This is a genomic window from Sinorhizobium sp. 8-89, assembly GCF_030124325.1.
GTDB lineage: Bacteria > Pseudomonadota > Alphaproteobacteria > Rhizobiales > Rhizobiaceae > Sinorhizobium.
The window spans coordinates 176,145-197,869 of record NZ_JASKLR010000010.1; the positions used below are offsets into that span (position 1 = coordinate 176,145).

A 21,725-nucleotide genomic window follows, 5' to 3' on the forward strand; every position below is an offset into this window, starting at 1 on the left:
GAAAGAGGAGGAATGGCACGCCCAACGGGACTCGAACCCGTGTTTCCGCCGTGAAAGGGCGGCGTCCTAGACCGCTAGACGATGGGCGCCCAAGACGAGATGGCTTATAGAGAAGCCTTTTGGTTCCCGCAAGTGATCAGCTGCCGCCAGATCAATTTTTCTTGCGGAAAACTTCTTGAAAGCTTTCTGTCTTCTTTAGGCAAGCATAAACGCGATGCGACAACGCAACCCTGAAGTATCCAGAAGTATATCAAAGAAGGAATGGCACGCCCAACGGGACTCGAACCCGTGTTTCCGCCGTGAAAGGGCGGCGTCCTAGACCGCTAGACGATGGGCGCCCAAGACGAGGTGGCTTATAGAGAGCGCTTCGGATTCCCGCAAGCGGCTAAATTCATTTTTCTCAAAAAAATGACAATGCGACCGAACGGGCTTCTTCGGGCGCTAAGTTAGCCCTTGCGTCTGCGGCAGCGCCAGTTCCAGTCCCGCTCAGGACCGATGTCGATGTGGACCGATTCCGTGTGGCAGTAGGTACCAACGCCGCCGCGACCCGGAACGCTACGCAGGAAGCTCGCGAGGTCCCACTTGTTGACACCCTTGACCTGTATGTCGGCCGCCGCGCACTGCGTGTGGAGTGATTGGCGTTTCCGGTTGACCTTGATCGCCCGAAGCCCGGAGGTCACCATTACCTTGCGGCCGTAGTGCCTCTCGACCGTCTTCAACATCTCGAGAAGCTCGGGCTTGAAGCAGCCGGTTTCCACTCTCTCTGTTTGCAGGACGAGACCGTTCGGCGCGAGACGCGCAAGCCCGGATAGCGCCGCCGTTTCGACGGGTGCGTCCTCCTCATCGGCAACGTGAGCTTCATGCTCCATGCTGAACAGGGGATTCATGTTGACGCCAGGCAACGACGCGTAGGCGAGGGAGGCAACCTGTGGCTGGCGCGCATTGCTGGCGGTGATCGTTTTCTTCTCGATCGGCCGGGCGGTGCGTTCGCCATCGGAGCGCGGCTTCTCCTTCCGCTTCGGAGCAAAAAGGCTCGCGAGCGTCCAGGTCTTGCTCGTTTCCCGCGTCTCGCTCTCTTCTTTCTCTGGATCGACAGGATCGACAGGCTGATTGGGATTCGCTTGCTGAAGCGTCGCCGGGGCCACCGAGGCAACTTCTACCGGCTGAAGCTCGGCCGGCATCTTGCCGGACAACGCCGCCTGTGCGCTGAGCGGCAACGGAACGGCGACTGGAATGTCGTTCCCCCCCGCTGTCGCAGGTCCGCTGGCGGCCGTCTCTCCAACGGTCTGCGCTTCAGCCGGCGCTTCATTGCTTGCGCCCTGTTGGGAGGCGGCGGCCGGTTCGGCCACGGTTTGCCCGTTGCTGAAGAGGCTGTTGGTTGTTGCATTGACCGCCGTTGGCTGGGGCAGAACACCGTTACCGGGTGCTGCAACTGCCGCCTGGTCGGCGTCCGTTTGGCCCTCAGCCGCGGCACTGGGGTTTTGTCCGTAAATGCTGGACGATGTGGCGCGCAGGCCGGTGCCCTGCATCGTCAACGCTTGCTGTGTCGCCTCCGGACCGGTCTGGGCAGCGACGCCCGGCGCCTGCTGCGCCACGGTGGCGGAGCTGGCCGCAAGCTGCGCTTCGCCGGCGTCGCCTTCGTCCCCGGCTGTCTGCGACGGTGTCGTCGATTGTTGCGGTTTCAGTGAGGCCGTTGTCTCGTCACCAGCCGACGACATGCAACCTGCCAATGCGAACAATGATACGGATAATGCCGCCGCGCGCCCGAATGTCAGGAACGCGCACTTCGCCTCCAGATGTTGCAACGTCTTATCCCCGCTCTCCGTGCACGCTCGAGGCTTTCCCCATCGCGCATGCATTAAGTCTCAGTTCCGAAACATCGCCCCAGAACAAACAACTCATTTTCCTCGCGGCGAGCAAAAAGGCTCGCCACCGGAAAGGTCAGGCCAAGTAAAGGGCTTTGACGCGCAACTGGTTGCGAAGCAGAACCCCATTTCAACGTCTGGTGCGCAAAGTTAATCAACCTCGCGCAATTTGTAAACCTGCGCTAACCTTTTTGCACCTTCACAATAGACATGCGAAGGCCCGGCATCAGGCCGGGCCTTAAGACCGCTCGTCGATATTTCCGATCCTCGGGGCCTTGCCGTGCCGTGCCACACGGGTCGAACCGCTGGCTCGGTTCAGACGCTAGTCGGCCGGAATTGCGCGGAGCTTACCAGCTGCCGGTATTGCCCATGGATGCCCAAGGTTCCTGCGCGGGCAGGTTGTCGCCCTTTTGCAGGATCTCGATCGAAATTCCGTCGGGCGAGCGCACAAAGGCCATATGTCCGTCGCGGGGCGGACGGTTGATGGTGACGCCATTGTCCATCAGGTGTTGGCAGAAGCCGTAGATGTCGTCCACTTCGTAGGCGAGATGACCGAAGTTGCGACCACCGCTGTAGTCCTCTGTGTCCCAGTTGTAAGTGAGTTCCAGGCAGGGGGAGCGTTCGTCGTTCGCCCGGTCGAGGTCGCCGGGCGCGGCAAGGAAGACAAGCGTGAATCGGCCTTTTTCGTTTTCGTACCGGCGTATTTCCTTGAGGCCGAAGAGCGTGCAATAGAAGTGAAGAGCCTGGTCCAGGTCCTTTACACGAACCATCGTGTGCAGATAGCGCATTGGGTTGTCCCTGTTTCTGAGAATATGGCGTATACTTAACCTGCAGCAAGCCAGAGGCAAGGCTGCGTCCCCATAAATGACCCCGGCCAAAATATGTCGTGGGACTTGCGCATGCGCAGCGGGACGATGTTATTCTGGTCAATAAGAATCAGTTAACCGTATCAAGAGTTGCGCGTAAACGAGGGGCTGGGAGAATGGCGGATAGAACATCTTCGAAAGACGTCATCCACAATGACGACTTTGGCAATGACGCCCTTGACCTCATCGAAATTACCGGCGTTATCAAGTGGTTCGACGTAGCGAAAGGCTTCGGCTTCATCGTGCCTGACAACGGCATGCAGGACGTTTTGCTGCACGTTACCTGCCTGCGACGCGACGGCTATCAGACGGTTCTGGAGGGTGCGCGCGTTGTCGCGCTTGTCCAGAAACGGGATCGCGGATACCAGGCTTTCCGCATTCTTTCCATGGATCAGTCGACCGCCGTTCACCCGTCGCAGCTTCCCCCGGTCAGAACGCATGTTCAGGTCACGCCGACCAGCGGCTTGGAGCGCGTGCTCGTCAAGTGGTTCAACCGCACCAAAGGCTTTGGCTTCCTGACGCGCGGCGAAGGCACCGAGGACATCTTCGTACATATGGAGACGCTGCGCCGCTTCGGCCTCACGGAGTTGCGGCCCGGGCAGGTGGTTCTGGTGCGCTTCGGCGACGGCGAAAAAGGTCTCATGGCTGCGGAGATTCATCCGGACGGCCCGACGCCAACCAGCCGGTCCCACTGATGATCCCGTCTCCCGGCATTTTTGCAAGAAGCGCCGTCACGGCGCTTTTTTTGTTGTCGCTGGTCGTCTCTGCCGTTGCCGCCGACATTTCCTTTGCCCGCGACAAGCTCCGCCTCCTGACAGGCGCCGGCCCCCGTGATCTGACGGTTGAACTCGCGGTCGATCCTGCCCAACGCGAGCAGGGGATGATGTATCGCCGACAGATGGCGCCGGATCACGGCATGCTGTTCGATTTTGGAGAGACGCGCCGGGTGATGATGTGGATGAAGAACACTTACCTGCCGCTGGACATGCTCTTCGTCGCCCGCGATGGAACGGTTCGCACGATTCATGAGAATGCCGTGCCGTTGTCCGAGGCGATCATCGATTCGGGTGAACCGGTGGCATTCGTGCTCGAGCTCAACGCCGGAACCGTGAGGCGACTCGGCATAAAACCGGGCGACCGGCTCGAAGGCTCCCGAGTTCCGGCCGCGAACTGAGTGTGTCGGGTCTCCCCGTGCCGTTCAACTGGGCACAAAAATTCATGTTGCAGGCACGAGGCGAAGCGTGTATCTCCGGGCCTCGTTGGCACGGAGTGTAGCGCAGTCTGGTAGCGCATCTGGTTTGGGACCAGAGGGTCGGGAGTTCGAATCTCTCCACTCCGACCACTTGATTTTCTGAGTTATTTTCCAGTTTTCTTCTCGCCGCCCCGGCCGAATTTGTGGGCGGTGCCGGTTCTCCGACGCTCCCGGTCCAGCCGTACGCAAGCAGCCGACTCTCCGTGTCGGGAACGAGTTTTCGATGCGGCACGCATGCTGTCGGAAAAGCCTCATTTTCGGTTCATTGGTCATTCCGTTTTGGATCAATCTGCGCTAAGGGAAGACGCGAGGCGCGGGCGAAAGCCCGCTGCGCTGCTGCATAATTCCTTAATCGGAATCGATTAAAACTCAGGAATCATGCAGCAAATCAAAGTGTTTCAGCGATCGTTGGCGTCTGAGAAAGACGCAGCGCTGCGATGGGTAAACGGGAGCCGTTCGAAACAATGTCCGCGAAGATCTATCGTCCCGCAAAGACAGCCATGCAATCCGGCAAGGCCAAGACGAATCTGTGGGTGCTGGAGTTCGATCAGGAAAAGCCGCGTACCATTGATCCGATCATGGGATATACGAGCTCCGGCGATATGCGCCAGCAACTGCGTCTCACCTTCGAAAGTGCAGAACAGGCTATCGCCTACGCCGAACGCAACGGCATCGACTACCGGGTGATTGCGCCGAAGGATTCGACGCGCAAGAATGTGTCCTATTCGGACAATTTCCGTTTCAACCGGATGCAACCCTGGACCCATTGAGGTTCTGGGGAAGTCCGCGAGAGGGCGACGCCCAACGGCCCCTTAGCTCAGTTGGATAGAGCACCTGCCTTCTAAGCAGGTTGTCGCAGGTTCGAGTCCTGCAGGGGTCGCCAACTTTCCAATATTGTCTCGTCCAGCCGAACAGCGCAGCAACTTCATAAGCCGTCGCGCCCTCGTCGGCTGGCGGTCCCCGCGTCTTGTGGGTGATTTCATCGTCGCGCGCTTGCGAGGCGCATCTCAGCCAGGTAAGCGGCACTTCTGATCGGCTGTTCCTTCTTCGAATCGGCGGCCGCATCGCCGATGAAGAGAAAGCTCCACCGCGACTATCGCCGCCGCCGCTCCCTGTGTTTTGCTATTTTCTCCGGGGGGTCGATGAACAGCACTATTACAACCGCTGCTGCTACGAGCACGTAAGAAGGGATGCCTGTTCCTGCGCTCGCAAGTGCAGCGATCAGCATGGCAGCCGCAATATAAAGGACAATCGATGCGGGGCTGGATATAGCTCCCCAAGCGAAACTGGAAATGCGATCTCTCCACTCCGCGTCCGAAAATGCCATAGGTAAAGATCCCCGTCGAACTGTCGTGAATTGGTCGGCGACATTCGTTTGCCGGCGCATCGTCGCCGCAACATCGTCTGACAAAGCATATCGCACCTGGCGGCACGGCGCGTCGGACCTTTGGACGTCCAAACGCAACCCGGCGCCGGACTAAAGTCCGATATGATCTTGTCGCAAGGCAGCCGCAGTTGATGATCCTTGCCAAGGTCGGAGCGCTGCGCTTGGCGCGATACAGGGGGCTCTGGTAAGCTCGTTGAACAGGGAGAGCGAGCGGGGACGATCCGCTGATGTTTAATCTACCATAGGAATGGCCGTGCGGTGCGGAAGGACCAAGCTGCGGAACCTCCGGGCTGCAACTTTGTTAGGCCGGTCAGGAGGAGCGCATGCCGCCACCAAAAGAGATGGACTTCGTGTTGGCCAGTCTTCCTTTGAGGATAGGGACCTACGTTCCTGATGACCTCCTCGAAGATTGGTTCGCTCCCGGTACGGGAATGAATCCGCCGGCTCAGGCGGCGTTGGCTGAAGCTGCATCGTACGGCCGGCAATTCGAGTGCGAGTTCAAGCATTATCCCGAGCGCAAGGAAGGCGTTTTCTGGAAATGGGTACCAGCAATCTGAATGAGGGCAATCTGGAGGCGAAGGCCATTGCCGCGGTCGTCGAAGAACTTGAACGGCAGGCAGCCGAAAATCCCTCGAAACTGCGTGTCAGCCGCATCGGAGACAAGCTCGCGGTCGATGGTGAAATCGACGTGGACGCGGTAGTGATGGTGGTCGTCGGATCAATGGCAGGCGGTCCGTAAGAAGCAGGACCGGCAAGTAGCCATGGCCGGCCGGCCGCGCTCGTCTCATGGCGTTCCCGGGCGGCGGCCACACTCATCGCATACACGTTCCGCGCATGATCCAGAACTCCCCCTGGGTCCGGGGTGACCGGCGGCAACGCGACAAATATGTTCCCATTATGTTCTCGCCCAGTCGGCCGTTTTCTGGAACTTTATCTGCTCCAGCACCGTTCAGATATCAGTTTAGCGGAAACTTAAATGAGGATATGGAGGAGAAGCCATGAACATTGGCAAGGTTCTCGCGACCGGATTGATTGTGGCCGGCGCCTTGGCGGCCCTGCCATCTGCTTCGCCGGCTCAGTCTCTGGACTTGTATATCGGCCCAGGTGGTCCTGACGTGCAGATGCGCGATCGAAGGTATGATGATGATGATTACCGACCGTATCGCGGGTGCAGCGAACGGCAGGCTATCCGCCGTGCCTACAGGCTGGGGCTACGTGATCCCCAAATTGAAGCGATTACACGCAGGCAGGTCGTCGTGGACGGCGTCGGTCGCCGGGGTCGATACACGACCGTGTATTTTGCAAATCGACCAGGCTGCCCTCGCATAGGCTGACGCCTGCTGGTTCGGTGGTTCGGAGATTTTCCCTGATCCCTCAGCGGATCAGGGAGGTCGTGTTCCGTAATCAAGCCGGCTTGGTGAGTGGGTCGCATAGACGTCGCCCGCCCTCACCAAGTCTATAATCGTCACCGAGCTTCGGAAACACCGCAGATCCAAGGCGCGACTAAATTCTGCGCCCCACAGTCCTTCTTTGACTTCCCCATCGAGACACAACTGACCTCGTGCGCGATGCGGCTCCACTTCAGCGCTCGTTCATGCTCGGTTCAGTTGCCACAATGAAAGATCGCCTCATCGGAAACAGATTCGGTGATACGATGAAGAAGATCGGCACATTGATCGTTGCGGCTGTTACGGCATTCACAAGCTATGCACCGGCTCAGGCCATGCCCTTTGCGCCAGTGTCGCAGTCGAACTCGAGCGGCATAGACTTAGTCCACCACAGGCCATGGCACCATGGTGGACCGCGTTACGGCTGGCGTGGGTATGACGGGCCTCGTTACGGTCGGTACAACGGTTACCGTGGTTATCGCTATCGTCGCGACGGCTATCGCCGGCACAGTGACGGATGGTGGTATCCCTTGGCAGCGTTCGGAGCGGGCGTGGTCATCGGAGGTGCAATCGCAGCACCGCCGCCGCCGCGACGCGTCTATAGGGACTTCAGCCGAGCCCACGTGGATTGGTGCTACGCCCGATATCGCTCTTACCAAGCATACGACAACAGCTTCCAACCTTACTACGGGCCTCGTCAGCAGTGCATCTCGCCTTACTACTGAGCGTACTCGAAGCCGCTGATTGCTGTATGTTTCGCTGAACAAGGATCGGCGCTTCAAGGGTGTCATAGCGCCGCTTGCCTCAAAGGCATGCGGCGCCTTTGCGTTCAGCGCTACTGTGTTGTCGCGGGTTGCTGTGGCGTTGCCGGTTGCGGTGGCGCTGGTTCCGTCGTTGTCGGAGCAGGAGCCGTCTCGGTTGTTTGTGTACCGGTTCCTGGCATCAGATACATCACGGCAAGAACGATAAGTGCGACAACGATGATGCCGATGACCACATTTCTGTTCATGGCGGCTCCCTCCTCAGGTTGGTCGTCTCACCGTGGATATTGGAGCCAGCAGTTGGTTTTTTCAACCAGTAGAATTGAAGGCGTCCTCAATCTACCGAAGACTGCACTCGGATTTCGAGCCACGCGAACGGTATCGCAGGGCGTTGGGGTCGCGAAATCCACTTTGATCCGCAGTGCGTTGACAGCGACGAGAGCGCGGCTGAAGAAATCGTTGTTCGACGGCCGCAAGGTCCCGCTAAGCCGGAAAATCGCCGCTGACCCGTCGCGACAATTCAGGTTCATGCCCTGCAACCGGGTCGTTGCGAGCGGCCTTCGCCGCTATTCCGTCTTTGGCGGAGCCCGTCGGTCGAGCAGTTTTTGGAAGATGTCCGCCTGTTTTTCCGCAGCTGAGCGGATCGCGGCGAGGTGATCGAGCATCGAGCCGAAGGCAACCAGAATGAGGCCGCCAGCAATTGCCGGAAACGCCCAGGGCAGCACCGCCAGCAGGGTCCTGATATCGAGAGAAGGTATAAGCGTCATCGCCAGCAAAGCGAGCGTGCCGATCGTGATGATGCCGCCCAGAAATTCGAGAAACTTTCCCATTGCTCCTCCCGTTTTTCCACCCTTCGGTGCGTGGCTCCTCCAGCGCCGCGCGTCTCACCGGATGCGCAAAGATCGCTGTAGCACTTTGAATTCCCGCATGTTGATCCTTAAGGATCCTATGTAAGGAAAAATGCCGTACGGCAATGTTGCTTGACATCTTGCATCCGGCTGATGGTCTATCCTCAGAAAAAACCCCCGGGGAGTAGAGCCGGGGGCGTCGATCGGGCCGATCGCAGTCGTCAGAATTTCACGCCGACGCCCACTGTGAATTGGTGCTGGTCGAGATCGACATTGACGCCACCCACATCCTCGTCGCCAAAATCATTGTAGCGATACTCGGCCCGACCGAAGACACTGTTGGTGAAGCCATAATCGACGCCGGCTCCGATGGTCCAGCCGTTGAATGTCTCCTTCTCCTCCGAGGCGCCAGCAACATCGACGAAGCCGCGGGTCACCGCCCAGCCGCCGGTCGCGTAGAGCAAGGCTTTTTCGTTGAAAGTGTAGCCGACGCGCCCGCGCACCGATCCGGAGACATCGGTGCCGACTTCCGTATTCGCGCCGAAGACTGTGAAGGTCTTGTCGTTCCAATTGTAGGTGACATCCCCTTCGATGCCGAAGACCCAGTCACCATGCTGGTAATTGTAACCAGCAAACGCGCCGAAGAGGCCGCCGTTGAAGTCTTCTGAGGCACTTGCTCCGGGGACGCTTAAATCGCTGTTGAGCCATCCGCCGCCGCCTTGAAGTCCGACATAGCCGCCGGTCCAGACGAATGTGGGTGCTGCTTCGACAACCGGCGCGGGCGCTGGAGCCTCCGTCAAGTCTGCTGCGTGGGATGTTCCTGCCAACAGGGACGCGCCGAAGATCGCAACAAGCACATTTCTGATCATCACAGATGCCTCCTGTTGTCCAACCGAAGATATCAACTAATGGGCGACGAGTCTGCCAAAAATCAGATGGGCCGAATCATGTGCATTCGCACAGAGAAAAAAACGGGCCGGCGGGTTTGGATCCGGCCGGCCCGTTCCGGAAAAATCGCGGAAAGGGGAACGTCTCTGCGCGGGGCTGCAAACGCCGCGCGAAGGGAGATCGATTGCCTGTCGATAATGCCTGAAAGCCGTTTTCGGATTTGACATAAGCCGCATAAAATTTGACGTTATCCGCATGAGGGAACGTATTGAAAAACAATCTCCGATTGAGGTCGTGGTTGTCGTCCTGCCCGAGTCGTCAATCATGTCGCTGGCCTCTGTGCTGGATCCGATGCGCGCCGCAAATCGCGTGGCCGGCAGACAGGTCTTTTGCTGGCGGCTCCTGTCCGGGGACGGAGAGCCGGTCATGTTGACCTGCGGCGTTCCAATCAATGTCGACGGCCGGTTCGCGCCGCCGCTCGGCGGTGATCTTCTCCTCGTAATCGGCGGCTTTAACCTCCACAGGCATGTCGGAAAGCGGTTTCTCGCCACGCTGCAGGAGTGCGCTCGCCATTTCGACATTGTGGCGGGTATCGAGTCCGGTTGCTGGCTACTCGGTCGGTCAGGGCTTCTCAATGGCCGCAAGGCAACGGCGCATTGGGAAGAGCTCGAGGATTTCAGCCAGACTTTTCCCGCGCTGACCGTCATCGGTGACCGCTTCGTCACCGACGGCAAATATTGGACCTCCGGTGGCGCCTCGCCGACGTTCGATATGATGTTGCATCTGATCACCGAGAGGTTGGGCCCCGCCTTGGCGCTCGATGTTGCCAGCATCTTCGTTTACGACCAGATGCACAGCGCCACGGATGTGCAGCCCTTCGTGTCGCTCGGCCGCATCGAGGCCCGCGATCCCGAGCTCGCCGGCGCGATAAGGCTGATGGAGCGCACCTTGGAGCGACCGATGACGGTGGCGGCGCTGGCACGGCGGTTATCTATCTCGCGGCGCAAGCTCGAACTCCTTTTCGCGAAAGGGCTCTCGATCAGTCCTGCGGCCTATTATCTTCGCCTTCGGCTTCAGGTGGCGCACCGGCTAGTTCGCGATTCGGGGATTCCGATTCGGGATATCGCGCTGCGCTGCGGCTTCGACAGCCTCTCTGCCTTCTCGCGCGCCTACAGCCGCGAATATCAAACAAGCCCGCTGAAGATGCGAAGTGCCAATCGCGAAGAAACTGCCCTGCGCGCCGAAGCAGTGGCCGGTCGCAAAGCGCGGAAGAAACCGCTACGGGTTTCAGACACGGGTTGAGGTGTCCTCAACGAGACGACCGGGCCGAATCGATCGCCGCGCAGGCCCTTTCGAACTCTTTGACCGTTTCCGGTGTATTGTCTTCGGGCAAGACGGCGTCGGCGGCATCGGCCTGACCTGCGGCATCGCTCTCATAGACATAGGATTGGATGTAATAGGCGATTGCACCTTTCCAGACCCTGCGGCCGTCTATCTGCTCACAGGCGACCGCGTTTTCGAAGTCCGCTTGCAACTCTTCCACCGCAGCGACATTGGAGAGTACGTTCGTGGGCGCCAGGAGCGAAGCGACGAACAGGGCGGTAAGCATCATGGCTGTCCTTTTGACGCAAGCTGCAGGGAAAACCGTTGGAAGGTTCGTTGGTTCCATCGGATAGAGAACGGAATGCGCACTGGCGAAAGAGCGAATTTGGCGCGGCCGAGTTTTATCCGCCACGCGATGTGTATGAGCCACAGTTCGGGATCCGTCGAATTGTTGCGCGTCGCTTAACCGGTACGATTGCGAAACACGGGCCCAATCGTCATGAGAGTGTTTCGGATTCGGAATTTGCTGAATTCCGGCGCGCAGATCCGAAGATGGAGACGAGCGAGACGGGCGCGTTGAGCGCGTGATGCGGACCCACCATAAAGGAACGGAGCACCCGCGCCTCGTTTCTGGCCTCCGCATCTCAGCATGAGTTTGGAAAGTGGCGGACAATCAACCCCACCACCCTGCAGGGTAGGTGGGGCTGAGTGGTGGTGGGGTGTTGCACTCGCCCGGTCAGTTGATGACCTGAACCACGGTGCGCGACTTTGGCTCGGCGATCACGCGCTGCTTGTTAACGATGGCATATGCGTAGGCGGGGTTCTCCGGCACCGGCGTCAACACGACGGCCTCAGGGAGAGGCTTGCCGACAGCGATCGGTTGCTGCACTACCACGGATTGCTGCACTGGCTGCTGCTCGACGTAGGCGACGACCGGAGGAGGTGGTGGTGCGAGTGCGCCGCCTAGTGCGCCGCCGACGACGGCTCCGACGCCGGCCCCGATCGGGCCGCCGATTATGGCGCCAGTTGCAGCACCGCCGACCATGCCCGTCGCAGTTCCGCCCTTACCCTCGTTGTTGGTCTGAGCGATAGCGGAACCAGCAAGCAATGTGGCTGCTGTTGCGATGAGTACAAGTTTTTTCATTGTCTCGTCCTCCTGTTGGATTCGTCAAAACAACGAACGGGCTGTGCAATGGTTCCGGTCTTGGGACTTTGGTCCGATTATCTTCATGAGCGCGCGATAGTGAGCCTGTTCTTCATAGCTTTACTTTGGGAATTCATCCGATGAACAAGAATTAAGGAAAAAATAATTGACCGGAGATCACATCGACCCGGGGGCAGCCCATCCACAATCACCCAAAAGCTGGAAAGAACGGCGCCGCTGACCCAGAACAGCGACGAGGTCACGGTGAGTCAGGCTTCGCGGTATCTTCTCGCCTGCGAATCCTTCGAATCGACGCGCGAACAGGCTGCGTTCGACGCCTTTCGACGACCGTTTGCCGCGCGCGGCCTGCCAATCGCAATCCGGTCCGACCCGCCCTTTGCGAAGACCAGCGGATCATTTGGCCGCGACCCGAAAGGCGCGCAGTGACGGGCGCAGCATGATCGAGTGATTGACCTTCGCCCACTGGCTTCGAAACGAACTCCAGAGTCACCTATGGGCGGCGCTGCCCGCGCCCATACCGCTCGACAGCTATTTTTTCAAAGTCTCCGGCGGTCGAGCGCGCGATTCTAACGGGGCGCGTGGACCGTTCATCGGAGGTTCAGGCTTGACGGCGCAATGTGGTAGCAAGCGAAGGAGAGTATACGATGAAAAAACTCCTATCCGCCCTAACAGCCGCAATCCTGGCCGTGTCGTTCGCCTTACCGCTTAACGCCGCACCGATTTTCGTGCCGAAATCCGAGCAAGTGCAGACCGGCCCTGTTGAACAGGTCAGACACCGGCGCCATCGCCATTGGCATGCGGATCGTCACTGGAACAGGCGGTACGCTTGGCGTTCCTGCCGTTATTATGGTCGCTGCTACCCTCGCCATTATGGGTACTACGGCTATCGTGACTACTACCGCTACCACCGGCGGCCGGGAGTCAGTATCTATTTTAACTTCTAGCGGTAGCGCCGCAGCACCGCCGCGCGCAAGGGCTAAGTTCATGCGTTCGTTGCCAGAAATCTAGAACGCGAATAGGGGCGGTTTTCGGTGCGGCTGGATTCCTTTGCTCGTCACAGGAAACCAGCCACGGCGCGTCTGCGCCGTGATTGAGTCATGCGTGACCTCCATGCAAGCTTTCCATTCGGACCGGGCACTTGCGCGCCCAGGCATTTTCGCCTCACAGAAGGAAATCGCCCGCAACGAGCTGCTTGAGTCCCGAAAGCTCGATCTGGAAGTCGGCGCGTCCGTCGCCGGTGACGTCGCCGTAGACGATCGTCTTGTCGTTGGCGGTGCCGGTAGTATCGAAAGTCTTGTAGATTAGCTCTCCGGCCTTGCGCGTGAATTCGCCCTTACCGCGCCAGGTGAAGGCCTGGTTGCCGGCAAGCGCGGTATTGGCGTCGATGGCGGTGAGGCTGATCACGTCGTCGCCATTGCCGAAGTCGGTGATGATGTCGCGGTAGCCGGCGCCCGAGGCCGGGCCATAAGCGACATTGTTGACGTAGCCGGAGAAACCCTTTGCCGAGTCGTCTATCAGGTTGAACACGAAGGTGTCGTTTCCGGCACCGCCGGTCAGTCGGTCGGCGCCGAGTCCGCCGACAATCGTGTCCTTGCCTGCCCCGCCGTTGATCGTGTCATTGCCCCCGCCGCCGTCGAAATACTCGCTCGCGGCCGACGTGCCCGTCAGCGTGTTGGCGCCCGAACTGCCGACATAGCGCTCGACGGCGTCGGTGACCGAGACCGGGACCGCTTTCGTCACTTCGGCGCCGGTGCCGATGGTCCTGTCGTCGACCAGGATGGAGACATCGAGGAAAGGATTGGTCTCGAAATCGAGCCGCGCGCCAGCCTTAAGCCACAGCGCTTTGTCATGGACGGCAAAGAGCGCGGAGTCGGCGCCCGCGAGCGTGAGAACGTTGCTGCCGAGCCCGTCGTCAGTGACGAGGAGATCGGCGACCTTGCGCTCGGAAGCGGTCGAGGCGTTTTCCGCAATGGCAGAGAGACGCTGCGTCAGGGCGAGCGTCGGGGCGTCATTGGCCGTGCTCACAGTGAAGGTGAAGGTGGCGGGAACGGGTGCCGAAAGGTCCTCGTTGCCGTCTTCCACAGCCACCTTGAAGGAGGCCGCCGTCGTTTCAGAGCCGTTGTGGCGGAAGGTAACGAGGCCAGCTGCGAGTTGCGCGCCGGTAAAGCGCGTCGCCGCGACGCCGTTGACGAGCACGGTTCCGTTGGTGACGCCGGAGACGTTGAAGGCAATGCCCGCGGCCGCGTCGTCCGGGTCAGTGAAGCCGAGGTCGGCGGCAACGAGCCTGTAGCTGCCGCCTTCGGTGACCGACGCCTTTAGATCGCCGGTGAGGCGAGGGGCGTCGTTGACCGGGTTGACGGTGAAGTTGAACTTGGCGGGAACGGGCGGCGTTGTGTCGTAGCCGTCCGATGCGGTGAACTGGAAGGAGGCCGATGAGCTCTCCGAGCCATTGTGGCGGAAGATGACGAGGCCATTCTTGATATCGGCCGCCGTGAAGCTCGTGGCCGCGGCGCCGTCGACGAACACCACGCCGTTTTTCAGGTTGGAAACCTGAATTTCTATGTAGGGGGCAGCGCCGTCCGGATCGGTGAAATTGAGGTCGGCGACCGTAAGCTTGTTGCTCCCGCCCTCCGCGACCGCGGCCTTGAGATCGCCGGTGCGGATCGGTGCGTCGTTTATGGGATCGATCGACAAAAGGAACCTGTCGGTGCCGTCATCCACATGGACATAGAACGGGGCGAAGTCGTCTTCCGAGCCGTCGTGCTGGAAGGTGACGAGCCCGTTTGCAAGCTGTGCCCCCGTGAATTGCGAGGCCTCGACTCCATTTACCAGGAACTTTCCGTGATTCACCGCGGATATTGTGAATACGGCGTCGGCGGCATTGTCGGCCGGGTCGCTGAAAAAATCCTCGACCGTGAATGTGTACGAGGCCCCCTCGGCCAGTGAGGCTTGCCTGTCGCCAGTGAGACTTGGGGCTCCGAAGGAGCCATCGATGACGATTTCGTTCTGTCCGCCGATCGAATGGCTCCCTCCGACGCTTGGCAGGGTGAGGAGGGCGTCAAGCGAGTTGAGGCCTTTGATGGTTGCGCCGTTCAGCATCAGCGCATCGATGGAGGTGTAGTCCAGATCGGCGCTCGAGTCGCCCTTCTGCACCGTATAGGCGAAGGTGAGCGTCTTGCTTCCCGAACCACCAAGGTAAACGGCCTCGCGATCGATAGCTCCCGTCTCGAGGAGCAGCGTCGGACGCCCGCCGGTGGTGTCGACGTCGATCGCCTTGTCGAAGGTCACAACGATGGTGACCGTATCGCGCATATGGTAGGTGGTATCGAACATGCCCTCGACATTGGCCACCTTGGGCGGATCGACATTGATGGCGATCGTGTCGGTATCGCTCTGCATGCCGCCCGATCCCGCAAGCCCCAGATCGTTGGTGGTGATCTGCAGCGAAGCGGGGCCGGAGTAGCCTCCCGTCGGCAGGAACGACATCCCGTTCAGCGCCGTGTTGATGTCGGCGACGGTTCCCTCGAATGTCATCGTCGAATCCGCGACGCCGCTGCCGGTGATGAAGACCAGTCCCGTCGTTCCCGCAAGCGCGAGCACACCGTTGCTTGCCGTCAGCGTCACCCGCACCGTGCCGCCGCCGGCATCGGCGTCCGAGATCGTGACCGCATTGCCGTTGACGCTGCTGAAGATCAGGGGCACATCCGTGTCGTCGATCACCTGCTGTCCCGGCACATGGTTGACCGGCGCGTCGTTCACCGCGGTCACCACAAACGTCACGGTCGCTGGGGTCGTCAGCGCACCGCCGATGCCGCTATTCCCGCCGTCATTGACCAATGCGGTCAGCACCACATTGGATGTGGTGTTGGCGGCCGGGGTGAAGGTCACGTTGGATGCGGCGATGAAGGCGTTGATATCGGCGATCGAACCGCTCAGCGTCAGCGACCCGGTTCCGCTTCCGGCTACTGCGACGCCGCCTCCCGAGGAGCCTGCGAGCGTGCCCGAAGCGAGCGAGAGCGTCACGCTAATCGAAGCGGACCCGGCATCGACATCGCTAATGGTTATGCCGTTGATCGCCGTTGTCGTGTCCTCGTCAACTGCGATCGAAATGGGCGCGGTTACCACCGGCCCGTCATTCACTGGCGTCACGGCAAGCGTCACCGTGTCGCTGTCGGTTTGCGCGCCGCCGCTGCCGGTGTTCCTGCCATCGTTTATCGTCGCGGTCAGCGTCACATTGCCCGTGGCGTCGGCGGCCGTCGTATAGGCGACGCTGGAGGCGGCGATGAAGGCATTGATGTCGGCGATCGTGCCGGTGAGGGTCAGCGCGGTCCCGCTTCCGCCGACCGTCACGCCACCACCGCTGGTGGCGGCAAGGCTTCCGGCGCCGACCGACAGCGTGACGGTTACGCTTGCACCACCCGCGTCGGTGTCGGCGAAGCTGATCCCTGTGATCGCGGATGCAATGTCTTCGACGACGCTGATGCTGGCCGGAGCCGTCACCTCAGGCGCGTCGTTGACCGACGTCACCGCGACGGTCTTGGTGGCGATATTGCTGCTTTCCAGCCCGTCATCGATCGCGAAGCTGATCGTTCTCGTCGCCGTCGCCGGCATATTCGAGCTGTTGGCATAGGTGACGGCGCGCAGTGCAGCCTGCCACTCGGCCAGCGTCGCCGTGCCGCCCGCGGAGGTCAACGTCAGCACGCCGGTCGCGGCGTTGTAGGACGCCGTGATGTTGCCCATCGTCCCGCCGTCATTCGTGAAGCCGAGAACATCCTGGCCGGACTGGAAGTTGCCGGTGATGGCAACCGTGGCGGAGACGAGGGTGGTGTTGTCGCTGTCGGACACGGTAATGCTGCCGTCGACGGCGATCGTTGCACCGCCCTCGGCAAACGCGGTACTGCCGCCCGATGTGGTCACGACCGGAGCGTCATTCGGAGAAACGAGGTTTATCGTTGTCTGGGTCGATGCCGACGTGCCGCTCTCGGCATCGCGAACGGTCAGTGAGATGATTCTCGTGCCGCTCGGGGACCCACCCAGGTTGCTATAGGTAAGATTGTGAATGATGGCGTCGATTGCCGCAGTTGTTGCGCTGCCGTTGAGCGTGACCTGGAGGAAGCTCGAGCTGGTGCCGCCTCCACTCAACGTTCCGATCACTACGCCGCCATAGGTGACATCGCTGCCGGAGATGCCGATCTGTCCGGCGGCGATGCCTTCGTTGCGCAAGCCGAGCGCATCTTCGCCCGCGATGCGCCCGGAAAGCGTGAAGCGAACCTGTCCGCCGCTCCAACCGGTGTTGTCGGTGTCGGTGACGGCGGCGAGACTGGCGGTGTCGACGAGGACGGCGCCCTGGCTGCCACTGACGTAGTCCTTCGCGTCGGCGGCACCGAAATTCGCGACGACCGGTCGATTGTTCGAGTCGATCGTTATGTTGTCGAGCCAGAAGCTCATCGTGCCGGTCGTGGTCGTGTCCGGAATGATCATGTCGGCCAGGCTGAGCGACGTTCCCCTTACGACGGCGGGAACGCTGCCGCCAAAGCTCGCTCGATAGTAGTAGGGCCCGACACCGTCTCCGTGGATTCCGTCATCGGGCCAGGATGTGCTGTCGACATTCAGGGAGGGTGCCCAGCCGCCGCTGACCATCGGATCAGCGTTCACACTGATCTGGTAATCGTAGAAGTCGATCAGCGCGCCGGTTGCGCTGGTGATGGTGATCGTGAACTGCTCGCCGCCATAGGCCGGGTCCTCGGTGAAGTTGAACCGGCCGTTATCGAAATTCGCGCTCCAGTTGCCTTGCGCCGATATCGTGAAGACCAGCCCGCCGGCGCTGAGGGAGGTATCGGCCCCGCCCGCCGATCCGTCGGTGATTTGGCCGGCGGAAAAGTCGATCAATGTCTGCGCCATGTCTGCACTCCTGCGATGGTCCACCGGTCTGCTGGCGACAGCGGTGCCAAATGAATATCGGCGATTGCCGGCGTACGGACCGGAGTTGGGGCCGGCCGTCAAGGCTCTGGGCTCACCCGTCCCTGCTGATTATCGATCTACAGTGCCGATCGCGCTTCGAGGTGGGCGAAAAAATCACTGTAACATCTTGTTTAAATAAGATTTTTGTCTCTAATTTCGTTGAAGGCCAATGCCTTCGCCTCCGCCCCTCGTTCACCCCCAAATTGCTGACGGTCCCCTTCGTCAATCCTTAAAGTCGCCACCTCAGGCCGACGCGCACCACATCGAAATCGAGGTCGTTTTCGAAACGCGGGAAGGCGCCGGCCGGGTCGATTGCCGCGCCAGTGGCTGTGACGTCGTCGAAATCGTAATGGAGATATTCGAGCGACGCCGACCAGTTCGGCGCGAGGCGCCATTCCGCCCCGGCGCCGGCCACCCAGCCGGTCTTGACGCCGCCGCCGGAGACATCCATGAGCCCGATTGTCGGGAAGGTCTGCGTGTCGAAGGCTCGAACGTCGATATCGGCGACCGCCAGACCGCCGGTCACGTAGAACAGGAGATCCTCGGCGGCGAGGCCAGCGCGCAGGCGCGCGGTCCCGACCCAATCGGTATCGAAGCTCGTTTGCGTGTCATCGACGATCTTCGATGCGCTGCCGGCGCCGAGATCCATCAGGTTGAAATCGATCGCGCCGCCGAACACCAACGACAACCCGTCGATGTCCACCTGCCGATCGCATCCGGCCTCGACGCCGCCGATCGCTCCGTGGTCGTCGCTCTCGATCACCTCATAGGGTGCGCCGAGGCTGTTCCAGGATGTGCCCGTGCCGGCGAAGGGACCTTCGGTAAACGGCGAATCGCTCGCCTCTGCCTTGGCGTGGGCGTAACCTGCATGGGCGCCGACATAGCAGCCAGACCAGTTGCCTGACGCAGCGTCACTTGTGAGATCGCCGGCCTGCGCTCCGCAAGCGCCCAACAATAGCACTCCCGCGGCGAGCCCCGCGGACAAATTATGCCCGGACATGCATTCCTCGTGAGGTCAGGAATTAGAAGCGATCGGCGAACGCCTTTCGCGTCATGCGAGCATAGAGGGTGCCAGGCGACAGGAAAAGCCGGAGGTAAGAATAACATTAATGGATATTTGCTTCCGCGCGAAGGGAAGAAATAATGCAACTATTCAACGCATTACGGCGATCCATTCATTCTGAAAGGGATCGCCGTACGTGTTTGGCTCCACTCCCCCTGTAAGATTTAGGAGGTGGTGTGGCAGATTTAGCGCGCCATCTGCAGCGTTAGCTTGCGCTCGGCGCGCTCCTGCTGGGGCGAGCGATTGTAGAGCTCGCGATAACACTTGGAGAAATGCGAGGCGGAGACGAAGCCGCAGGCGACAGCCACCTCGACCACCGGCATCGACGATTGGATCAGCAGATGACGGGCGCGGTCGAGCCGGATCTCCAGATAGTAGCGCGCCGGCGAGCGGCCCATTTCCTGGCGGAAAAGACGCTCGATCTGGCGGCGGGAGAGGTCGGCGTTCTCGGCGATTTCCAGCAGCGACAGCGGTTCGGCGAGATTGCTTTCCATCAGCTCGATGATCGACAGAACCTTGGAGTTCTGCACGCCGAGGCGGGCCCTGAGCGGCAGGCGCTGGCGGTCATGCGGTCCGCGCACACGGTCGGTCAGCGCCTGTTCGCAGACGCGATTGACGAGGCTCTCGCCGAAATCCTGATCGATCAGGTTCAGCATCATGTCGAGCGAGGCGGTGCCGCCGGCGCAGGTATAAATGTTGCTGTCGATCTCGTAGAGGTCGGCATAGACCTCGGCCTGCGGGAAGCTTTCCGAGAAGCCGGGCAGGTTTTCCCAGTGGATGGCGCAGCGCTTCCCGGTCAGGAGGCCTGCGGATGCCAGCACATGGGCGCCGGTACAGAGACTGCCGACGGCGACGCCGCGGTTGTAGACCTCGCGCAGCCAGGCGTTGACCGACTTGTTCTGGAAATCCTCGACATAAATGCCGGAACAGACGAGCACCATCGAGGGCCGGTTCTCGCCACCGAGAAACTTGCGCTCGTCGGCAAGGGAGGTGTTGACCTCGAGCGCGATGCCGCTGGAGGAAAAGACCTTCTGACCGTCGGTGGAGGCGAGGCGCCAAGTATAGGCCTCGTAACCGAGCATCCGGTTGGCGATGCGGAGCGTTTCGATCGCCGCCGAGAAGGGCAGCATGGAAAAGTTCGGCACCAGAAAGAAAACGAGCGAACGCTTTTTGGTCAGGGGTTTGTTCATGAGGCCTCCCAGGCTTACGCTGCCCATATTCGTCGCGTGGAACAGGTCGCTCGGCTTGTCAATTTGCGACATTGACATGGAAAGCCGCGACTGCAAAGAAATTTCCCATTGCGACATGGCGACAATGGCGACCGTCTCGGGCCGCTTTCCGGCAATTTTGTGAAAAAGCGACACAACGCGTGCGGTGCATGGCGCAATCTGGCAAAAAACGCTCCGGCTGAGTTGCGTTTGCGCTTGCGCCTCTTGGTTGTAACCTTGTTGATTGCGACCTCTCAAAAGGGCGCGTCGGGCGTGTCGGTATTTGACAAGGTTCTCTGGCGTGGCCGCAACGCGCGGTTCGAGCCTCATCAATACCGGAGGCGTCCTGCGCAGTCGCCCGGTTCGGCGGCGTTTCCAGCGAGCTTGCTCCTCAGGCAGATATAGCACACGATCCGGAACCAAACGAAACTGCTCGCCCGCGTCCGTCGCCTGAAGGGACAGATGGAGGCGATAGAGCGTGCGCTGGAGGCCGAGCGGCCCTGCGGCGAAATCCTCAATCTGATGGCCTCGGTGCGCGGCGCGGTCCAGGGCCTTACTGTCGAGCTGATCGAGGACCATATTCGCGATCATATTGCCGCGCCGGGGACGGGCGCCGATCGCGAGCAGGAGCAGCGCGCCCGCGAGCAGGGCGCCGACGAATTGATCGAAGTCGTCAGGAGATACCTGAAATGAGCAAGGCCCGCCTTTCCGCCTCGTCCGACCACGATCATGTCTTTCTCGGCGAGAATCACCAGCGCAACGAGCGCCGCACCTGGTTCGTCATTGCGCTGACCGCGACGATGATGGTCGCGGAAATCGCGGCGGGCACGTATTACGGATCGATGGCGCTTGTCGCCGACGGCTGGCATATGTCGACGCATGCCGCCGCCATGCTGATTGCGGCGCTGGCCTACCTCTTTGCCCGGCGCAACGCCCGCAACCGCCGTTTCACCTTCGGCACCGGCAAGCTCGGCGATCTCGCCGGTTTCGCGAGCGCGATCGTGCTTGCGCTGATTGCACTGCTGATCGGATGGGAAAGCCTCGTCCGCCTCATGAACCCGGTGGCGATCAGCTTCCCGCAGGCGATTTCCGTCGCCGTGTTCGGCCTCGTCGTCAATCTCGTCAGCGCCTGGCTGCTCCGCGATGACCATTCCCATCATCAGCACGGCCATGATCATCACCAGCAGCACGACGGTCGTGATCATGCGCACAGCGCGGTCGGCCACGGCCGCGACAACAACCTGCGCGCCGCCTATCTGCACGTGCTGGCAGATGCGTTGACCTCGATCCTGGCGATCGTCGCGCTGGCGGCGGGAAGTCTTTACGGCTGGCTGTGGCTCGATCCCTTGATGGGCGTTGTCGGCGCGCTGGTCATCGCCCGCTGGTCCGCGGGCCTGATCCGCGACGCCGGCAGCGTGCTTCTGGATTACATCCCGGCGGGCGAGGATCTGCCGGGGCAGATCCGTGCTGCGATCGAGAGGGACGGCGACCGCATCACCGATCTCCACGTCTGGCAGCTCGGCCCCGGCCATCACGGCGCCATCGTTTCGCTGGTGACGAAAAGCCCGCAAAGCCCGTCGCTCTACCGTGACAAGCTCCGACATCTCCACGAACTTTCCCATGTGACGGTCGAAGTCGAGCGCCTGGCGGCGTGAGGTCCCGCGCTCGCTGCCCCTGTGCAACGCTCGGTTGGCCCGGGAGTGGAGGATTGCTGCAGAAAGTTGCCTATGGCACGGAAGCATCCGTTAGG

Annotated in this window: 20 protein-coding genes and 4 tRNA genes; 13 read left to right on the top strand and 11 right to left on the bottom strand. The window is 60.6% G+C overall.

The window, feature by feature from the left end; translation table 11 throughout:
* Positions 1 to 13: 13 nt before the first annotated feature.
* The 4 genes from QN219_RS19825 to QN219_RS19840 form a co-directional block, all read right to left on the bottom strand.
* A tRNA-Glu gene (locus QN219_RS19825) sits at positions 14 to 89 on the bottom strand.
* Positions 90 to 262: 173 nt separating this feature from the next.
* Positions 263 to 338 (bottom strand) — tRNA-Glu (locus QN219_RS19830).
* Positions 339 to 446: 108 nt separating this feature from the next.
* Positions 447 to 1,805 (bottom strand): D-Ala-D-Ala carboxypeptidase family metallohydrolase, encoded by a 1,359-nt coding sequence (locus tag QN219_RS19835; protein ID WP_284001548.1) that lies wholly within the window; start codon positions 1,803 to 1,805, stop codon positions 447 to 449.
* 407 nt (positions 1,806 to 2,212) lie between these two features.
* Entirely contained in the window at positions 2,213 to 2,653 is a 441-nt protein-coding gene (locus tag QN219_RS19840; protein WP_284001550.1) for a VOC family protein, read from the bottom strand.
* A gap of 194 nt (positions 2,654 to 2,847) precedes the next feature.
* On the opposite strand from QN219_RS19840, the gene QN219_RS19845 reads away from it, so the two are divergent.
* The 9 genes from QN219_RS19845 (at position 2,848) to QN219_RS19880 (ending at position 7,483) form a co-directional block, all read left to right on the top strand.
* Positions 2,848 to 3,426, top strand: coding sequence for a cold-shock protein (locus tag QN219_RS19845; RefSeq protein WP_173512784.1), 579 nt, complete (start codon positions 2,848 to 2,850; stop codon positions 3,424 to 3,426).
* Positions 3,426 to 3,905: a DUF192 domain-containing protein gene (locus tag QN219_RS19850; RefSeq protein ID WP_284001551.1), complete on the top strand. Its 480-nt coding sequence runs from the start codon at positions 3,426 to 3,428 to the stop codon at positions 3,903 to 3,905. The genes QN219_RS19845 and QN219_RS19850 overlap by 1 nt, the downstream gene beginning before the upstream one ends.
* 91 nt (positions 3,906 to 3,996) lie before the next feature.
* A tRNA-Pro gene (locus tag QN219_RS19855) sits at positions 3,997 to 4,073 on the top strand.
* 374 nt (positions 4,074 to 4,447) lie between these two features.
* A complete protein-coding gene (locus tag QN219_RS19860; RefSeq protein ID WP_283978439.1) occupies positions 4,448 to 4,753 on the top strand; it encodes an ETC complex I subunit in 306 nt (101 codons plus the stop codon).
* 36 nt (positions 4,754 to 4,789) lie between these two features.
* A tRNA-Arg gene (locus tag QN219_RS19865) sits at positions 4,790 to 4,866 on the top strand.
* Positions 4,867 to 5,693: 827 nt separating this feature from the next.
* Positions 5,694 to 5,927: a hypothetical protein gene (locus QN219_RS19870; protein WP_173512787.1), complete on the top strand. Its 234-nt coding sequence runs from the start codon at positions 5,694 to 5,696 to the stop codon at positions 5,925 to 5,927.
* Positions 5,909 to 6,109 carry a hypothetical protein gene (locus tag QN219_RS19875; RefSeq protein WP_284001552.1) on the top strand — a complete coding sequence of 67 codons (201 nt, stop codon included), beginning with the start codon at positions 5,909 to 5,911 and terminating at the stop codon, positions 6,107 to 6,109. Before QN219_RS19870 ends, QN219_RS19875 begins: the two co-directional genes overlap by 19 nt.
* 259 nt (positions 6,110 to 6,368) lie before the next feature.
* A complete protein-coding gene (locus QN219_RS34025; protein ID WP_309486604.1) occupies positions 6,369 to 6,704 on the top strand; it encodes a hypothetical protein in 336 nt (111 codons plus the stop codon).
* A gap of 320 nt (positions 6,705 to 7,024) precedes the next feature.
* Positions 7,025 to 7,483 (top strand): BA14K family protein, encoded by a 459-nt coding sequence (locus tag QN219_RS19880; protein ID WP_284001554.1) that lies wholly within the window; start codon positions 7,025 to 7,027, stop codon positions 7,481 to 7,483.
* 602 nt (positions 7,484 to 8,085) lie between these two features.
* On the opposite strand, the gene QN219_RS19885 is transcribed toward QN219_RS19880, so the two are convergent.
* Together QN219_RS19885 and QN219_RS19890 are read right to left on the bottom strand one after the other, a co-directional pair.
* Complete coding sequence (locus QN219_RS19885) at positions 8,086 to 8,349, bottom strand: hypothetical protein (protein ID WP_284001556.1); 264 nt, start codon at positions 8,347 to 8,349, stop codon at positions 8,086 to 8,088.
* Between the two features lie 239 nt (positions 8,350 to 8,588).
* On the bottom strand, positions 8,589 to 9,236 hold the full coding sequence (locus tag QN219_RS19890; protein WP_284001557.1) for a porin family protein: 648 nt from the start codon (positions 9,234 to 9,236) through the stop codon (positions 8,589 to 8,591).
* A 274-nt stretch (positions 9,237 to 9,510) separates the two neighbouring features.
* Here QN219_RS19890 and QN219_RS19895 point away from each other — a divergent pair, with 274 nt between their 5' ends.
* The gene (locus QN219_RS19895) at positions 9,511 to 10,557 is read left to right on the top strand and encodes a GlxA family transcriptional regulator (RefSeq protein WP_284001558.1); all 1,047 of its coding nucleotides are present in this window, start codon (positions 9,511 to 9,513) and stop codon (positions 10,555 to 10,557) included.
* Positions 10,558 to 10,564: 7 nt separating this feature from the next.
* On the opposite strand, the gene QN219_RS19900 is transcribed toward QN219_RS19895, so the two are convergent.
* Both QN219_RS19900 and QN219_RS19905 read right to left on the bottom strand, forming a co-directional pair.
* Positions 10,565 to 10,864, bottom strand: a complete 300-nt coding sequence (locus QN219_RS19900; RefSeq protein ID WP_284001560.1) for a hypothetical protein — start codon at positions 10,862 to 10,864, stop codon at positions 10,565 to 10,567.
* 450 nt (positions 10,865 to 11,314) lie between these two features.
* On the bottom strand, positions 11,315 to 11,722 hold the full coding sequence (locus QN219_RS19905) for a DUF1236 domain-containing protein (RefSeq protein WP_284001562.1): 408 nt from the start codon (positions 11,720 to 11,722) through the stop codon (positions 11,315 to 11,317).
* 665 nt (positions 11,723 to 12,387) lie between these two features.
* On the opposite strand from QN219_RS19905, the gene QN219_RS19910 reads away from it, so the two are divergent.
* The gene (locus QN219_RS19910) at positions 12,388 to 12,687 is read left to right on the top strand and encodes a hypothetical protein (protein WP_284001564.1); all 300 of its coding nucleotides are present in this window, start codon (positions 12,388 to 12,390) and stop codon (positions 12,685 to 12,687) included.
* 217 nt (positions 12,688 to 12,904) lie between these two features.
* Here the strand turns inward: QN219_RS19910 and QN219_RS19915 are convergent, their stop codons facing one another.
* The 3 genes from QN219_RS19915 to QN219_RS19925 form a co-directional block, all read right to left on the bottom strand.
* Entirely contained in the window at positions 12,905 to 17,644 is a 4,740-nt protein-coding gene (locus QN219_RS19915; protein WP_284001565.1) for a cadherin-like domain-containing protein, read from the bottom strand.
* Positions 17,645 to 17,933: 289 nt separating this feature from the next.
* Positions 17,934 to 18,704: an outer membrane protein gene (locus tag QN219_RS19920; protein ID WP_284001566.1), complete on the bottom strand. Its 771-nt coding sequence runs from the start codon at positions 18,702 to 18,704 to the stop codon at positions 17,934 to 17,936.
* Between the two features lie 248 nt (positions 18,705 to 18,952).
* A complete protein-coding gene (locus QN219_RS19925) occupies positions 18,953 to 19,957 on the bottom strand; it encodes a GlxA family transcriptional regulator (protein ID WP_173512798.1) in 1,005 nt (334 codons plus the stop codon).
* A gap of 429 nt (positions 19,958 to 20,386) precedes the next feature.
* Here QN219_RS19925 and QN219_RS19930 point away from each other — a divergent pair, with 429 nt between their 5' ends.
* On the top strand, positions 20,387 to 20,668 hold the full coding sequence (locus QN219_RS19930) for a metal/formaldehyde-sensitive transcriptional repressor (protein WP_284001608.1): 282 nt from the start codon (positions 20,387 to 20,389) through the stop codon (positions 20,666 to 20,668).
* Positions 20,665 to 21,630 (top strand): CDF family Co(II)/Ni(II) efflux transporter DmeF, encoded by a 966-nt coding sequence (gene dmeF, locus QN219_RS19935; protein WP_284001568.1) that lies wholly within the window; start codon positions 20,665 to 20,667, stop codon positions 21,628 to 21,630. Before QN219_RS19930 ends, dmeF begins: the two co-directional genes overlap by 4 nt.
* Positions 21,631 to 21,725: the final 95 nt, after the last annotated feature.

Excerpts from the sequence above, each read along its gene's own strand:
- QN219_RS19850 (WP_284001551.1), top strand. The coding sequence starts at position 3,426 with ATGATCCCGTCTCCCGGCATTTTTGCAAGAAGCGCCGTCACGGCGCTT.
- QN219_RS19840 (WP_284001550.1), bottom strand. The coding sequence starts at position 2,653 with ATGCGCTATCTGCACACGATGGTTCGTGTAAAGGACCTGGACCAGGCT.
- QN219_RS19915 (WP_284001565.1), bottom strand. The coding sequence starts at position 17,644 with ATGGCGCAGACATTGATCGACTTTTCCGCCGGCCAAATCACCGACGGA.
- QN219_RS19895 (WP_284001558.1), top strand. The coding sequence starts at position 9,511 with ATGAGGGAACGTATTGAAAAACAATCTCCGATTGAGGTCGTGGTTGTC.
- QN219_RS19845 (WP_173512784.1), top strand. The coding sequence starts at position 2,848 with ATGGCGGATAGAACATCTTCGAAAGACGTCATCCACAATGACGACTTT.
- QN219_RS19890 (WP_284001557.1), bottom strand. The coding sequence starts at position 9,236 with ATGATCAGAAATGTGCTTGTTGCGATCTTCGGCGCGTCCCTGTTGGCA.
- QN219_RS34025 (WP_309486604.1), top strand. The coding sequence starts at position 6,369 with ATGAACATTGGCAAGGTTCTCGCGACCGGATTGATTGTGGCCGGCGCC.
- QN219_RS19875 (WP_284001552.1), top strand. The coding sequence starts at position 5,909 with ATGGGTACCAGCAATCTGAATGAGGGCAATCTGGAGGCGAAGGCCATT.
- QN219_RS19880 (WP_284001554.1), top strand. The coding sequence starts at position 7,025 with ATGAAGAAGATCGGCACATTGATCGTTGCGGCTGTTACGGCATTCACA.
- QN219_RS19885 (WP_284001556.1), bottom strand. The coding sequence starts at position 8,349 with ATGGGAAAGTTTCTCGAATTTCTGGGCGGCATCATCACGATCGGCACG.
- QN219_RS19905 (WP_284001562.1), bottom strand. The coding sequence starts at position 11,722 with ATGAAAAAACTTGTACTCATCGCAACAGCAGCCACATTGCTTGCTGGT.
- QN219_RS19860 (WP_283978439.1), top strand. The coding sequence starts at position 4,448 with ATGTCCGCGAAGATCTATCGTCCCGCAAAGACAGCCATGCAATCCGGC.
- QN219_RS19900 (WP_284001560.1), bottom strand. The coding sequence starts at position 10,864 with ATGCTTACCGCCCTGTTCGTCGCTTCGCTCCTGGCGCCCACGAACGTA.
- QN219_RS19870 (WP_173512787.1), top strand. The coding sequence starts at position 5,694 with ATGCCGCCACCAAAAGAGATGGACTTCGTGTTGGCCAGTCTTCCTTTG.
- QN219_RS19925 (WP_173512798.1), bottom strand. The coding sequence starts at position 19,957 with ATGAACAAACCCCTGACCAAAAAGCGTTCGCTCGTTTTCTTTCTGGTG.
- QN219_RS19910 (WP_284001564.1), top strand. The coding sequence starts at position 12,388 with ATGAAAAAACTCCTATCCGCCCTAACAGCCGCAATCCTGGCCGTGTCG.
- dmeF (WP_284001568.1), top strand. The coding sequence starts at position 20,665 with ATGAGCAAGGCCCGCCTTTCCGCCTCGTCCGACCACGATCATGTCTTT.
- QN219_RS19920 (WP_284001566.1), bottom strand. The coding sequence starts at position 18,704 with ATGTCCGGGCATAATTTGTCCGCGGGGCTCGCCGCGGGAGTGCTATTG.